This is a genomic window from Streptomyces sp. NPDC002835 (assembly GCF_053591995.1).
Genome location: NZ_JBSFUW010000029.1, coordinates 56,795 through 69,741, shown reverse-complemented (window position 1 = coordinate 69,741; position 12,947 = coordinate 56,795). Strand labels below are relative to the sequence as shown.

14 protein-coding genes are annotated in these 12,947 nt (G+C 73.1%); 9 read left to right on the top strand and 5 right to left on the bottom strand.

Features of this window, described 5'->3' with window-relative positions; all coding sequences use genetic code 11:
• Positions 1-54 precede the first annotated feature (54 nt).
• Positions 55-1,323 (top strand): glycoside hydrolase family 10 protein, encoded by a 1,269-nt coding sequence (locus ACWD01_RS26815; RefSeq protein WP_451165357.1) that lies wholly within the window; start codon positions 55-57, stop codon positions 1,321-1,323.
• A gap of 25 nt (positions 1,324-1,348) precedes the next feature.
• Here ACWD01_RS26815 and ACWD01_RS26810 read toward each other — a convergent pair whose 3' ends face one another.
• Both ACWD01_RS26810 and ACWD01_RS26805 read right to left on the bottom strand, forming a co-directional pair.
• The gene (locus tag ACWD01_RS26810) at positions 1,349-1,540 is read right to left on the bottom strand and encodes a DUF1918 domain-containing protein (protein ID WP_451165356.1); all 192 of its coding nucleotides are present in this window, start codon (positions 1,538-1,540) and stop codon (positions 1,349-1,351) included.
• 79 nt (positions 1,541-1,619) lie between these two features.
• Positions 1,620-2,516, bottom strand: a complete 897-nt coding sequence (locus ACWD01_RS26805; RefSeq protein WP_451165355.1) for a DMT family transporter — start codon at positions 2,514-2,516, stop codon at positions 1,620-1,622.
• Between ACWD01_RS26805 and ACWD01_RS26800 the strand changes: the two genes are divergently transcribed.
• Both ACWD01_RS26800 and ACWD01_RS26795 read left to right on the top strand, forming a co-directional pair.
• Positions 2,515-3,951 (top strand): aminotransferase-like domain-containing protein, encoded by a 1,437-nt coding sequence (locus ACWD01_RS26800; protein WP_451165354.1) that lies wholly within the window; start codon positions 2,515-2,517, stop codon positions 3,949-3,951. The genes ACWD01_RS26805 and ACWD01_RS26800 overlap by 2 nt on opposite strands.
• A gap of 98 nt (positions 3,952-4,049) precedes the next feature.
• Positions 4,050-4,625 (top strand): histidine phosphatase family protein, encoded by a 576-nt coding sequence (locus ACWD01_RS26795; RefSeq protein WP_451165353.1) that lies wholly within the window; start codon positions 4,050-4,052, stop codon positions 4,623-4,625.
• Between the two features lie 10 nt (positions 4,626-4,635).
• On the opposite strand, the gene ACWD01_RS26790 is transcribed toward ACWD01_RS26795, so the two are convergent.
• From ACWD01_RS26790 to ACWD01_RS26780, 3 genes are all read right to left on the bottom strand, one after another.
• Positions 4,636-5,895 carry an RNA polymerase sigma factor gene (locus ACWD01_RS26790; protein ID WP_451165352.1) on the bottom strand — a complete coding sequence of 420 codons (1,260 nt, stop codon included), beginning with the start codon at positions 5,893-5,895 and terminating at the stop codon, positions 4,636-4,638.
• On the bottom strand, positions 5,892-6,245 hold the full coding sequence (locus ACWD01_RS26785; protein WP_451165351.1) for a YciI family protein: 354 nt from the start codon (positions 6,243-6,245) through the stop codon (positions 5,892-5,894). The genes ACWD01_RS26790 and ACWD01_RS26785 overlap by 4 nt, the downstream gene beginning before the upstream one ends.
• A 411-nt stretch (positions 6,246-6,656) precedes the next feature.
• Positions 6,657-7,442, bottom strand: a complete 786-nt coding sequence (locus tag ACWD01_RS26780; RefSeq protein ID WP_451165350.1) for a LysR substrate-binding domain-containing protein — start codon at positions 7,440-7,442, stop codon at positions 6,657-6,659.
• 73 nt (positions 7,443-7,515) lie between these two features.
• Between ACWD01_RS26780 and ACWD01_RS26775 the strand changes: the two genes are divergently transcribed.
• The 6 genes from ACWD01_RS26775 (at position 7,516) to ACWD01_RS26750 (ending at position 12,931) form a co-directional block, all read left to right on the top strand.
• Positions 7,516-7,941 carry a DUF5997 family protein gene (locus ACWD01_RS26775; protein WP_451165349.1) on the top strand — a complete coding sequence of 142 codons (426 nt, stop codon included), beginning with the start codon at positions 7,516-7,518 and terminating at the stop codon, positions 7,939-7,941.
• Between the two features lie 135 nt (positions 7,942-8,076).
• Positions 8,077-9,105, top strand: coding sequence for an N-acetyl-gamma-glutamyl-phosphate reductase (gene argC / locus ACWD01_RS26770; RefSeq protein ID WP_451165348.1), 1,029 nt, complete (start codon positions 8,077-8,079; stop codon positions 9,103-9,105).
• Positions 9,102-10,283 (top strand): bifunctional glutamate N-acetyltransferase/amino-acid acetyltransferase ArgJ, encoded by a 1,182-nt coding sequence (gene argJ / locus ACWD01_RS26765; RefSeq protein ID WP_451165347.1) that lies wholly within the window; start codon positions 9,102-9,104, stop codon positions 10,281-10,283. Before argC ends, argJ begins: the two co-directional genes overlap by 4 nt.
• Entirely contained in the window at positions 10,280-11,194 is a 915-nt protein-coding gene (argB, locus tag ACWD01_RS26760; RefSeq protein WP_451165346.1) for an acetylglutamate kinase, read from the top strand. The genes argJ and argB overlap by 4 nt, the downstream gene beginning before the upstream one ends.
• A complete protein-coding gene (locus ACWD01_RS26755; protein ID WP_451165345.1) occupies positions 11,191-12,387 on the top strand; it encodes an acetylornithine transaminase in 1,197 nt (398 codons plus the stop codon). Before argB ends, ACWD01_RS26755 begins: the two co-directional genes overlap by 4 nt.
• Positions 12,388-12,394: 7 nt before the next feature.
• Positions 12,395-12,931, top strand: a complete 537-nt coding sequence (locus ACWD01_RS26750) for an arginine repressor (protein WP_451165344.1) — start codon at positions 12,395-12,397, stop codon at positions 12,929-12,931.
• The last annotated feature ends 16 nt before the right edge of the window (positions 12,932-12,947 follow it).

Sequence of the window (12,947 nt, the reverse complement as noted above, 5' to 3'; positions counted from 1 at the left end):
CGGGCATGCTCTGCCGACAGGGCGGTGCACACCGAGCCCGACAGGGATGGATAAATGGGACGTATTGGTAGGAGAGGGTTCGTGGTAACGGCGGTCGGCGCACTCGCGTCGTTCGCGACGGTCCGGGACGCGGCCGCCGGACGGGCCGTGTCCGAGGACTCGTCGCGGGCCCGGGAGAAGAGCCGCCGGGAGACGAAGCGGGAGTTCCGCGGGATGTGGCTCGCCACCGTCGCAAACCGGGACTGGCCCTCGCGGCCTGGCCTCACGGCCGACCGGCAGCGCGCGGAACTGCTGTCGTACCTCGACACCGCGGTGGAGCGCCGGCTGAACGCCGTGGTCCTCCAGGTGCGGCCCACCGCGGACGCCCTGTGGCCGTCGCCGCACGAGCCGTGGAGCCAGTACCTGACCGGCGTCCAGGGCCGGGATCCGGGTTGGGACCCGCTCGGCACGGCGGTGCGCGAGGCGCACCGGCGCGGCCTGGAGCTGCACGCCTGGTTCAACCCGTATCGCGTGGCCACGCACACCGACCCGACGCGCCTGGTCGAGAACCACCCGGCCAGGGTCCATCCGGAGTGGGTCGTCGCGTACGGCGGGAAGCTGTACTACGACCCGGGCGTCCCGGAGGTCCGGCGCTTCGTCCAGGACGCGATGATGGACGCCGTCGTCCGCTACGACGTCGACGCGGTCCACTTCGACGACTACTTCTACCCGTATCCGGTCCCCGGTCTGGTCTTCGACGACGACGCGACCTTCGCTCGGTACGGCGGCGGGTTCACCGACAAGGCCGCGTGGCGCCGGGACAACATCGACCGGCTGGTCCGGGAGACGGCCGCGCGGATCAAGGCCGCGAAGAAGCACGTCCGCTTCGGGATCAGCCCCTTCGGGGTGTGGCGCAACGCCGCGACGGACCCGCTCGGCTCGCGCACCCAGGCCGGTGTGCAGACCTACGACGACCTGCACGCGGACACCCGCCGCTGGGTCAAGGAGGGCTGGATCGACTACGTGGTGCCGCAGGTCTACTGGCACATGGGCTTCGCGCCCGCCGACTACGAGACGCTCGTGCCCTGGTGGGCCGAGGTGGCGAGCGGCACCGGCGTGGACCTCTTCATCGGGGAGGCCCTCTACAAGGCCGGTGCGCCGGGGCAGCCGGAGGAATGGCAGGACCCCGCGGAACTCTCCCGGCACCTCACGTACGCCAAGAGTTACCCGGAGGTCGGCGGTCACTGCTACTTCTCCGCGACGGAGGTCGTGGCCGACCCGATCGGCGCGATGTCCGAGGTCGTGGCCGACCACTACCCGTCCAGGGTCCGGCCGCCGGCCTGACGCCGGCGACGGAGCGGCGGCGGATTCAGGTCTTCTCGTGGTGCCTGACGACGGTGTCGGGCCCAGGGGACATGAGCGCTTCGTGCCCGTCCTCGAAGCGGACGCGGAACGGCGGATTGCCCTGAGGGCCCAGCACCTCGACGACTTCGGCGACCTTGTCGTGCTGTCCCACGGTCCTGCCGTGCACCAGCAGTGTGTCGCCCACGTTCGCTTGCATCGGGAGGGACCTCCTCGAAGCGGCTGGATGTGTCGAATGGTCCGTTTTCGAGTCTACGGCGGGGGAGGCCCGCCGCACCTCAGCCGCGGGACCGCTGGGTGACGGCGATGCACACCAGGACGGCGACCGCCGCCGGCAGGGCCGTGGGCGAGAGGTCCTCGCCGAGCAGCAGCACCGCCCACACCAGCGTGAGCAGCGGCTGGGCGAGCTGGAGCTGGCTGGCCCTGGCGACGCCGATCTCGGCCATGCCCCGGTACCAGACGTACAGACCGAAGAACGTGGACCCGGCCGCGACCCAGACCAGCCCGGTCACGCCGCGCGCGCCGAGGTCGACCGGCTCGTACGACAGGGCCGCGGCGGAGCCGGCGAGGGCGAGCGGCAGGCACGCCACCAGGGCCCAGCCGATCACGTGCCAGCCCGGCATCTCCCGGGCGAGCCGGCCGCCCTCGGTGTAGCCGGCGGCGCACACCAGCAGCGCGCAGAACAGATACAGGTCGCTCGTGTGCAGCGAACCGCCACTCTCGTGCACCGTGAACGCGATCACGACGGCCGCGCCCGCGAGCGCCGCGGCCCAGAACGTACGGGACGGCCGGCCGCCGGTGCGCAGCGCGGCGAACGCCGCGGTCGTCAGCGGCAGCAGCCCCACGACCACGGCGGCGTGCGAGGAGGTCGACGTCCGCAGCGCGAGCGTCGTCAGCAGCGGGAAGCCCACGACCACGCCGGCGGCGACCGTCGCGAGGCCGGCCCAGTGGCGGCGCTCCGGCAGCGGGACGCGCAGCGCCAGCAGGAACGCGCCCGCGACCGCCGCGGCGAGCACGCCGCGCAGCGCGGTCAGGGACCACGGGCCGAAGCTCTCGAGGCCCCAGACCGTGGACGGAAACGTCAGGGAGAACGAGACGACGCCCAGCGCGGCGAGCAGCGTGCCCCTGCTGACCGCTATCGTCTTCTCGGTGGTAGCGCTATCCTGTGCTGTCATGCATGAGCGTAGCAGCGTGTCTGACCTCGCGTCTTCTCTGAAAGGCGAGCTGAACCGCTATCCGGAAGGTGGAAAGCTGCCGTCCAGTCGGGCGCTGGTCGAGCGCTTCCGGGTGTCCCCGGTGACCGTCTCCCGGGCACTCGCGCAACTCGCCGCCGAGGGGCTGGTCGTCACCCGGCCCGGCGCGGGCGCCTACCGGGCCCGGCCGCGCCCCGGCACGCCGCCCGCCGGCGACACCTCCTGGCAGGAGGTCGCTCTCAGCGCCGACGCCGCGGCGGACATCGTGCCGAGGGCGGTCGACGCGGCCGGCGTGCTCGTCACCCTCGCCGCGCCGCCGCCGGGTGTGGTCGAGTTCAACGGGGGTTATCTGCATCCGTCCCTCCAGCCGGAACGCGCCATGGCCGCCGCGCTCGCCCGCGCCGGACGCCGGCCGGGGGCCTGGGGCCGCCCGCCCGTCGAAGGACTCCCCGAACTGCGCGAATGGTTCGCCCGCGGGCTCGGCGGCACCGTCACCGCCGCCGACGTGCTGGTCACCGCGGGCGGCCAGTCGGCGCTGACCACCGCGCTGCGCGCGCTGGCGCCGCCCGGCGCGCCGGTCCTGGTGGAGTCGCCCACGTACCCGGGGATGCTCGCCATCGCCCGCGCTGCCGGACTGCGGCCCGTACCGGTCCCCGTGGACCCGGACGGCGTACGGCCACAGCTGCTGGAGGCGGCGTTCCGGGCCACCGGTGCGCGGGTCTTCGTCTGCCAGCCGCTCTTCCAGAACCCGACGGGCGCCGTCCTCGGGCCCGAGCGCCGCGCCGCTGTGCTGCGGATCGCCCGCGCGGCCGGGGCCTTCGTCGTGGAGGACGACTTCGCCCGCCGCCTCGTCCACGCCGACGCGGGCCCCCTGCTCCCGCCTCTGGTGGCGGACGAGCACGACGGCGTCGTCGTGCACGTCAGCTCGCTCACCAAGGCGACCTCGCCCAGCCTGCGGGTGGGTCTCCTCGCCGCGCGCGGCCCGGTGCTCGAACGGCTCCGCGCCATCCACGTCGTCGACAACTTCTTCGTCCCCCGGCCCTTGCAGGAGGCCGCCCTGGAGCTGGTCGGCTCGCCTGCGTGGAGCCGCCATCTGCGGACCGTGTCCGCCGAGCTCAAGAGCCGCCGCGACACCATGACGGCCGCTCTGCGGCTGGAGCTGCCCGCACTCGCCCTGTCCCACATTCCCGCCGGCGGCTACCACCTGTGGCTGCGGCTGCCGGACGGCGCCGACGAGACCGCTCTTGCCGCCGCCGCCCTGCGGGCGGGCGTCGCCGTGGCGCCCGGCCGCCCCTACTTCTGCGCCGAACCCCCCGCCGGGCACGTCCGGTTGAGCTTCGCGGGCGTGGCGGGCCCGGCGGAGATCACGGAAGGCGTCCGCAGACTGCGCACCGCCTACGGCGATGCCCCGCACTGACACCGGCAGGCGCGGGCCCCGCCGGGCCGCCCGGAATCCCCGGTCTCCGCTGTTTGCGACCCCTTGACCTGTGCGGCGTCGGCCAGCACCATCACGCCATGAGTGTCCGGGTCACATTGGTCGCAGCCGCGCGCACCTCCACGCTGCTCACCGAGCGCTTCGACGACGAGCGGCCGCTCGACCAGGCGGGCTGGCACGAAGTGCAGCTCGCCGCCCACGCCCTCGTACCGCTCAGCTCCGCCGAGCTGCGCTACTGCTCGCCCACCCCGCGCAGCCGTGCGACCGGCGAGGCCCTGGGCTACGCGCCGCTGGCGCAGCCCGCGCTGCGGGACTGCGACATGGGCCGCTGGCGCGGGTACACGCTGGCCGAGGTCACCGCCAGGGAACCCGCCGCCGTCGACGCGTGGCTGTCCGATCCGCGCAGCGCCCCGCACGGCGGGGAGCCGCTGCTGGCGTTCATCTCGCGCATAGGAGGCTGGCTGGACACCCGCCCCGCGCAGGACTGCGGCTCCATCGTCGCCGTGGCGGAGCCCGCCGTCGTACGGGCGGCGTTCGTGTACGCGCTGCGGGCGCACCCCTCGATGTACTGGAACGTCGACGTCCGGCCGCTGTCGACGGTGACGCTGACCGGCGAACCGGGCCGCTGGCACCTGTGCCTCGAAGCCGTCGCCTGAGCACGCCGCCTCAATCCTCGCGGAGCTCGGCGAGCCGGCGCCGCAGGAACGCCGCCTCGGCCGCGTTACCGGCGCCGGCGAGCGCCGCCTCGCAGGCGGCCACCGCCTCCGCGTGACGCCCGAGGCGGCGCAGCAGATCGGCCCGGACCGCGTGCAGGACATGGAACGAGCCCAGTTCCGTACGGAGCCCGTCGACCAGCCGCAGCGCCGCCCGCGGCCCCTCGACCTCGGCCACCGCGACCGCCCGGTTGAGCGCCACGACGGGGCCCGGGGCGATCGCCGTGAGCTGGTCGTACAGCCGCAGCACCTGGCCCCAGTCGGTGGACGCCGCGTCCGGCGCGTCGCTGTGCACGGCGCTGATCGCCGCCTGGATCTGGTACGGCCCCGGCCGGCCCCGCCGCAGGCAGCGGCGGACCAGCGCCTGCCCCTCCGCGACGAGGTCCGCGTCCCACAGCCGCCGGTCCTGCTCGGGCAGCGGCACCAGGTCGCCGCCGGGGCCGGTCCGCGCCGGGCGCCGGGACTCGGTGAGCAGCATCAGCGCCAGCAGACCGAGCACCTCGGGCTCGTCGGGCATGAAACCGGCCAGCAGCCTGCCCAGCCGGACCGCTTCCGCGCACAGGTCCTCGCGGACCAGCCGGGTGCCGGACCCGGCGTCGTAGCCCTCGTTGAAGATCAGGTAGACGACCGACAGCACGGCCGGGAGCCGGTCGGGCAGTTCGTGACCGTCCGGGACCCGGTAGGGGATGCGGGCGTCGCGGATCTTGCCCTTCGCCCGTACCAGCCGCTGCGCCATCGTCGGCTCCGCGACCAGGAAGGCCCGGGCGATCTCCGCGGTGGTGAGGCCGCCGAGGAGCCGCAGCGTCAGCGCGACCCGGGCGGCGGGGGCCAGCGCCGGATGGCAGCAGGTGAAGATCAGGCGGAGCCGGTCGTCCTCCACGGGGCCCTCCTCTGCGGCTTCGGCGGGTTGCACCGGATCGGCGGGCGCCCGCAGCAGCGCCGCCTCGGCGTGCCGGTCCGCGCGGGCGGCCTCACGGCGCAGCCGGTCGACCGCCGCGTTGCGCGCGGTGGTGATGATCCAGCCGGCCGGACGGGGCGGGAGCCCGTCGTCCGGCCAGCGCCGCACCGCCGCGGTGAAGGCGTCCTGGACGGCTTCCTCCGCGATGTCGATGTCGCCGAACCGCCGCACCAGGACGGCGACCGCGCGCCCGTACTCCTCGCGGAACACCCGCTCCACGACGGCCGCGTCCACGGCGGGGGTACGCGAGCTCATCCGCAGCTTCCGTACTGCAGGGGCCTCACCTCGATCGGCAGCGTGATCGCGCGTGCCAGCTTGCGGCCCCACCCGAGGGCGGCGTCGAGATCGGGGGCCTCGATGACCGTGAAGCCGCCGATGTGCTCCTTGCCCTCGAGGTACGGGCCGTCCGTCATGAGCACCTCGTCGTCCTTGCATCGGACGACGGTGGCGGTGCTCGGTGCGTGCAGGCCGCCGGCGAAGACCCAGGCGCCGGCCGCCCTGAGCTCGGCGTTGACGGCTTCCACGTCCCGCATGATCGGGTCCAGGACCTCCGGCGGCGGCACGTCACCGTCGGGCTGGTAGATGCTGAGCAGATACTGCGTCATGGCGCTCCTCCTTCGTGGTGCCGCGGCGTTCTGCCGTGGTCTCACTCTCTACACGAAGGGGTTTGTGCCGGATCGACAGCGGCGGCGGAAATCAGGCGGATTATTTTTCCGCGGCGTTTCCGCGGCGCCGGATCGGCACGGCGCGGGCCCGGAGGCTAGGGTCTTTCGTTTGGATCAGGCCGGATCAGTGAGCGGGGTCTGGTGCATGGGGTCTCCCCAGGCCCGCCAGGGCCGAGGGGACGCCTTGCAAGGCGGAGGATGGGGGGTCCCCCCGCCGAAGGCAGGGGGAGAGTCCACGCGGTGGGGGCACCTCCCGTGCCCGAAGGGCTACGGGGGAGTCGGCGACTGACGACAACGCAGCGAGGTGCGGTGCCAGGGCACGCGAGCCCGGCAAGATCCGAACGAGAGGCCCTAGGAGCGGCGGCGGGGCTTGCCGCGCTTGCCGCCCTTTCCGGCGCCCTTGCCGCCGCCCTTGGGGGCGGGCGATCCGCCGCGGGCGCGCTTCGCTGCCGGGCTGCCCGCCGCCGACCCGCGACGGGCCGCGCCCGGCTCGGGGCGCTTGGCCTTCGGCTGCGCCGCGGCGGGGGTGCGGCCCCGGGTGCTGTTGACCGTCCGGCCGCGGACGATCCCGATGAACTCCTCCACCAGGTCCGTCGTCTCGTCCTCCGGCCACGACAGCGCGACGCGCGACTCGGGGGCGTCGGAGACCGGCCGGTAGGTGAGATCCCTGCGGTGGTGCAGACGGGCCAGCGACTGCGGGACGACGAGGACGCCGACCCCCGCCGCTACGAGCTCGATCGCGTCGGCCGTCGTGGCGGGGCGCTCGATCGCGGGCCGGCCCGGCAGGCTCTCCCACTCCAGGGTGTCGTCGAGCGGATGCAGCACGACGTCGTCGGCGAGATCGCCGGCGGTCACCTCCTCGACCGCCGCCACGACATGGTCCTTCGGGACCACCACGACCGTCGTCTCGGTGTAGAGGGGGATCGCGCTGAGCCCGGTCCGGTCGAGGGGCGACCGTACGAGACCGGCGTCGGCGTCGCCGCGCCGCAGCGCGTCCGGCGCGTCGGCGGCGGGCACCGCGACGAGGGCGAGGGGGACGTCGGGCAGTCGCTCGTGCCAGATGCGGACCCACTTGGCCGGCGTCACACCCGGGACATAGGCGAGCCGGAACGAAGGGGGTACTTCCGAGCCTGTCACCCGGCCAGGTTACCGGTCGTGGCCGCGGCCGCCGTGGCCGGAGGCACCGCGCACGCTCGTTACCCTTGGCTCCATGACCTCGCACCAGACCACCCAGACGATGAAGCCCGCGACCGCGGCGAAGAAGCTGGGTGTGTACCTCCCGGCCACACCCACCGAGTTCCAGGAGGGCGTCGTCACCCGCAGCGAGCTGAACGCGCTGCAGACCGATCCTCCCCAGTGGCTGCAGGACCTGCGCCGCAACGGCCCGCACCCCCGGCCCGTGGTCGCGGCGAAGCTCGGCGTCTCCATCGCGGGCCTCGCCCGCGGCGGTGTCACGGAGCCGCTCACCACGGAGCAGATCGACGAGCTGAAGCAGGAGCTGCCCGGCTGGCTGCGACAGGAGCGTGCCACGCAGGCCGAGGTGCGCAAGGAGGCCGAGCGCATCAAGGAGAAGAACGCGGAGAAGAACGCGGAGAAGAGCGCGGCCCGGGACGACCGGTCCGCCGAGGCGCGCTGACGTCCCTCACCGGCCCCGCCCGGGGGTGGACGGCGTGCCCCGCCGCCACCGCTCCGGTGCGGGGCCGCGCTGGTTCTTCATTGCATAAACCTGCATTGCTGCGTATAGTCATGCCATCGCTGAGGAGGATTTTCGATGACGGTACGCGTGGCAGTCGCAGGGGCGAGCGGATACGCGGGCGGGGAACTGCTCCGCCTGCTCCTGGCCCACCCCGAGGTCGAGATCGGCGCCCTGACCGGCAGCTCCAACGCGGGCCGCCCCCTCGGTGGTCTCCAGCCGCACCTGCTGCCCCTGGCCGACCGGGTGCTCCAGCCCACCACCGCCGAGGTGCTCGCCGGGCACGACGTCGTCTTCCTGGCGCTCCCGCACGGGCAGTCCGCCGCCGTCGCCGAGCAGCTCGGTGACGACGTGCTGGTCATCGACATGGGCGCCGACTTCCGGCTGAAGGACGCCGGCGACTGGCAGGCGTTCTACGGCTCCGAGCACGCCGGCACCTGGCCCTACGGCCTGCCCGAACTGCCGGGCGCCCGCGCCGCGCTGGAGGGGTCCAGGCGCGTCGCGGTGCCCGGCTGCTACCCGACCGCCGTCTCGCTCGCGCTGTTCCCGGCGTACCAGGCGGGGATCGCCGAGCCCGAGGCCGTGATCACCGCCGCCAGCGGGACGTCCGGCGCCGGCAAGGCGCTCAAGCCGCACCTGCTCGGCTCGGAGGTCATGGGCTCCATGAGCCCGTACGGCGTCGGCGGCGGTCACCGCCACACGCCCGAGATCACCCAGAACCTGAGCGCGGTCGCGGGGGAGCGGGTCACCGTCTCCTTCACGCCCACCCTGGCGCCCATGCCCCGCGGCATCCTCGCCACCTGCTCGGTGAAGGCGAAGCCCGGCACCACCGCGCAGGACGTGCGGGCCGCGTACGAGAAGGCGCTGGCCGACGAGGAGTTCGTCCACCTGCTGCCCGAGGGCCAGTGGCCGGCCACCGCCTCCGTGTACGGCTCGAACGCCGTCCAGATCCAGGTGGCGTACGACGAGAACGCCGGCCGCGTCATCGCGATCAGCGCCATCGACAACCTCACCAAGGGCACCGCCGGCGGCGCGGTGCAGAGTATGAACATCGCGCTCGGACTCCCCGAGAGCACTGGTCTTTCCACGATTGGAGTTGCGCCGTGAGCGTGACCGCAGCCAAGGGATTCACGGCGGCCGGTGTCGCCGCCGGGATCAAGGAGAACGGCAACCCCGACCTGGCCCTCGTGGTCAACACCGGGCCGCGCCGCGCCGCCGCGGGCGTGTTCACCTCCAACCGCGTCAAGGCCGCCCCCGTCCTGTGGTCCGAGCAGGTCCTCAAGGGCGGCGAGGTCGCCGCCGTGGTCCTCAACTCCGGCGGCGCCAACGCCTGCACGGGCCCCAAGGGCTTCCAGGACACCCACGCCACCGCCGAGAAGGTGGCCGACGTACTCGGTCACAGCGCCGGCGAGGTCGCCGTCGCCTCCACCGGTCTGATCGGCGTACTGCTCCCCATGGACAAGTTGCTCCCGGGCATCGAGCAGGCCGCCGCCCAGCTCTCCGAGTACGGGGGTGAGAAGGCCGCCATCGCCATCAAGACCACCGACACCGTCCACAAGACGGCCGTCGCGCACGGCGGGGGATCCCCCCGGGCCGAAGGCTCCGGGGGAGGCTGGACCGTCGGCGGCATGGCCAAGGGCGCGGGGATGCTCGCCCCCGGCCTCGCGACCATGCTCGTCGTCCTCACCACCGACGCCGATCTCGACTCCGCCGCCCTCGACACGGCGCTGCGCGACGCCACCCGGCAGACCTTCGACCGGATCGACTCCGACGGCTGCATGTCCACCAACGACACCGTGCTGCTGCTGGCCTCCGGCGCGAGCGGGATCACCCCGGGAGCGGCCGAGTTCGCCGAGGCCGTACGGGCCGTCTGCGACGACCTGGCCCGGCAGCTGATCGGCGACGCCGAGGGCGCGTCGAAGGACATCCGCATCGAGGTGATCAACGCGGCCACCGAGGACGACGCCGTCGAGGTGGGCCGGTCCATCGCCCGTAACAACCTCCTCAAGTGCGCCATCCACGGCGAGGACGCCAACTGGGGCCGGGTGCTCTCCGCCATCGGCACGACCGCGGCCGCCTTCGAGCCCGACCAGCTCAACGTCGCGATCAACGGCGTCTGGGTCTGCAGATACGGCTCGGTCGGCGAGGACCGCGACCTGGTCGACATGCGCTTCCGGGAGGTCAAGATCACCGCGGACCTGGCCGCCGGGTCCGAGTCCGCCGTGATCTGGGCCAACGACCTCACCGCCGACTACGTCCACGAGAACAGCGCGTACAGCTCATGAGCACGCCACAGAGCCCCACGCGGAAGCACACCGCGCTGCCCAAGGCGCAGATCCTCATCGAGGCGCTGCCCTGGCTGACCCGCCACTACGGCAAGACGGTCGTCATCAAGTTCGGCGGCAACGCCATGGTCGACGAGGACCTGAAGGCCGCCTTCGCCCAGGACGTCGTCTTCCTGCGCCAGGCCGGCCTCAAGCCGGTCGTCGTCCACGGCGGCGGACCGCAGATCTCCGCCGCGCTCGACCTGCACGGCCTGGTCAGCGAGTTCAAGGCCGGGCTGCGGGTCACCAGCCCCGAAGCGATGGACGTCGTACGGATGGTCCTCGCCGGCCGGGTGCAGCGCGAACTGGTCGGCCTGCTCAACCAGCACGGGCCGCTCGCCGTCGGTATGACCGGCGAGGACGCCCACACCATCACCGCCACCAAGCACCAGCCGCAGATCGACGGCGAGCTGGTCGACATCGGCCGGGTCGGCGAGATCACCGAGATCGACACCGGCGCCATCGCGGCGCTCCTCGCCGACGGCCGTATCCCGGTCATCTCCTCGATCGCCCGCTCCCAGGACGACGGACATGTCTACAACGTCAATGCTGATACGGCTGCCGCGGCACTCGCTGCGGCGCTGGGCGCAGAGACGCTGATGGTCCTCACCGACGTCGAGGGCCTCTACGAGGACTGGCCGAACAGCGACGAGGTGATCAGCCGGCTCACCGCCACCCAGCTCGAGAAGCTGCTGCCCGACCTGTCCAGCGGCATGGTCCCCAAGATGGAGGGCTGTCTGCACGCCGTACGCAACGGGGTCAACACCGCCCGTGTGATCGACGGCCGGGTCCAGCACTCGATCCTGCTGGAGATCTTCACCGACGAAGGCATCGGCACCATGGTCGTGCCCGACGGACAGGGGGAATCATGAGCAACGAGGAACTGACGCAGCGCTGGCAGAGCGTCATGGCCGACAACTACGGCACGCCGAAGCTGTCCCTCGTGCGCGGCGAGGGGACCAAGGTCTGGGACGCGGACGGCGCCGAGTACACCGACTTCGTCGGCGGCATCGCGGTCAACGCGCTCGGCCATGCCCATCCCGCCGTCGTCGAGGCCGTCACCCGCCAGATCTCCGCCCTCGGACACGTCTCCAACCTGTTCGTCGCCGAGCCGCCCGTCGCGCTCGCCGAGCGGCTGCTCCAGCTGTTCGGCCGTCCCGGCAGGGTCTACTTCGCCAACTCCGGCGCCGAGGCCAACGAAGCCGCCTTCAAGATCGGCCGGCTGACGGGACGCCGGCACATGGTCGCCACCACCGGCGGCTTCCACGGCCGCACGATGGGCGCCCTCGCGCTCACCGGCCAGCCGGCCAAGCAGGAGCCGTTCCTGCCGCTGCCCTCGGACGTCACGCATGTCGCCTACGGCGACGTCGAGGCGCTCCGGGCGGCGGTCACCGAGGACACCGCGTTCGTCATCATCGAGCCGATCCAGGGCGAGAACGGCGTCGTCGTGCCGCCCAAGGGCTACCTGGAGGCCGCCCGCGCGATCACCCGTGCCACGGGCACGCTGCTGGTGCTCGACGAGGTGCAGACCGGGGTCGGGCGTACCGGGCACTGGTTCGAGCACCAGGCCCACCAGGGCGTCGAGCCCGACGTCGTCACCCTCGCCAAGGGGCTCGGCGGCGGGCTTCCCATCGGCGCCACCGTCGTCTTCGGCGAGGCGGCCGGCCTGCTCAGGCCCGGCCACCACGGCACGACGTTCGGCGGCAACCCCGTCGCCTGCGCCGCCGGACTCGCCGTCCTCGACACCCTGGCCGCCGACGGCGCGCTCGACACGGTCAAGCGGCTCGGCGAGAAGCTGCGCGACGGAATCGAGGGCCTCGGCCATCCGCTCGTCTCCCACGTCCGCGGCAGCGGACTGCTGCTGGGTATCGTGCTCACCGAGCCCCTCGCACCGAAGGTGCAGCAGGCGGCTCAGGACGCCGGTTTCCTGGTGAACGCCCCCGCGCCCGATGTCGTACGGCTCATGCCGGCCCTGACCATCGGCGACGCCGAGGTGGACGCGCTCCTCCAGGCGCTGCCCGGGGTCCTCGACGCGAGCAACGGGGAAGGACGAACCGGGGAATGAGACGACGATGACCGACGCGCAGGGCAACGAGCACGCCGGGCCGGCCGTGCCGCAGACCCGGACGGCCCGCCACCGCAGGATCGTGGACATCCTCAACCGGCAGCCGGTGCGCTCCCAGAGCCAGTTGGCGAAGCTCCTCGCGGACAACGGACTGCACGTCACGCAGGCCACGCTCTCCCGCGACCTCGACGAACTGGGCGCGGTCAAGATCCGCAACACCGGCGGCGAGCTGATCTACGCGGTGCCCAGCGAGGGCGGCTTCCGCACGCCGCAGGCGCCGCTCGGCGAGTCGGCGAAGGAGGAGCGGATGCGGCGCCTCGCCGGCGAACTCCTCATCTCCGCGGAGGCGTCCGCCAACCTCGTCGTCCTGCGCACGCCGCCGGGGGCGGCGCAGTTCCTGGCGTCGGCGATCGACCAGGCGGAGCTGCACGACATCCTGGGGACGATCGCGGGCGACGACACGCTGATGCTGATCAGCCGGGACGCGGGGGGCGGGCAGGCCCTGGCGGACCACCTGCTGCGGCTGGCCCAGAACGACCGCTAGGGTCCGCTGCGCGGGG

Coding starts and splice junctions, on each gene's coding strand:
- ACWD01_RS26800 (WP_451165354.1), top strand. CDS start 2,515: ATGCATGAGCGTAGCAGCGTGTCTGACCTCGCGTCTTCTCTGAAAGGC.
- ACWD01_RS26795 (WP_451165353.1), top strand. CDS start 4,050: ATGAGTGTCCGGGTCACATTGGTCGCAGCCGCGCGCACCTCCACGCTG.
- ACWD01_RS26775 (WP_451165349.1), top strand. CDS start 7,516: ATGACCTCGCACCAGACCACCCAGACGATGAAGCCCGCGACCGCGGCG.
- ACWD01_RS26750 (WP_451165344.1), top strand. CDS start 12,395: ATGACCGACGCGCAGGGCAACGAGCACGCCGGGCCGGCCGTGCCGCAG.
- ACWD01_RS26810 (WP_451165356.1), bottom strand. CDS start 1,540: ATGCAAGCGAACGTGGGCGACACACTGCTGGTGCACGGCAGGACCGTG.
- ACWD01_RS26785 (WP_451165351.1), bottom strand. CDS start 6,245: ATGACGCAGTATCTGCTCAGCATCTACCAGCCCGACGGTGACGTGCCG.
- ACWD01_RS26815 (WP_451165357.1), top strand. CDS start 55: ATGGGACGTATTGGTAGGAGAGGGTTCGTGGTAACGGCGGTCGGCGCA.
- argC (WP_451165348.1), top strand. CDS start 8,077: ATGACGGTACGCGTGGCAGTCGCAGGGGCGAGCGGATACGCGGGCGGG.
- ACWD01_RS26805 (WP_451165355.1), bottom strand. CDS start 2,516: ATGACAGCACAGGATAGCGCTACCACCGAGAAGACGATAGCGGTCAGC.
- ACWD01_RS26755 (WP_451165345.1), top strand. CDS start 11,191: ATGAGCAACGAGGAACTGACGCAGCGCTGGCAGAGCGTCATGGCCGAC.
- ACWD01_RS26790 (WP_451165352.1), bottom strand. CDS start 5,895: ATGAGCTCGCGTACCCCCGCCGTGGACGCGGCCGTCGTGGAGCGGGTG.
- argB (WP_451165346.1), top strand. CDS start 10,280: ATGAGCACGCCACAGAGCCCCACGCGGAAGCACACCGCGCTGCCCAAG.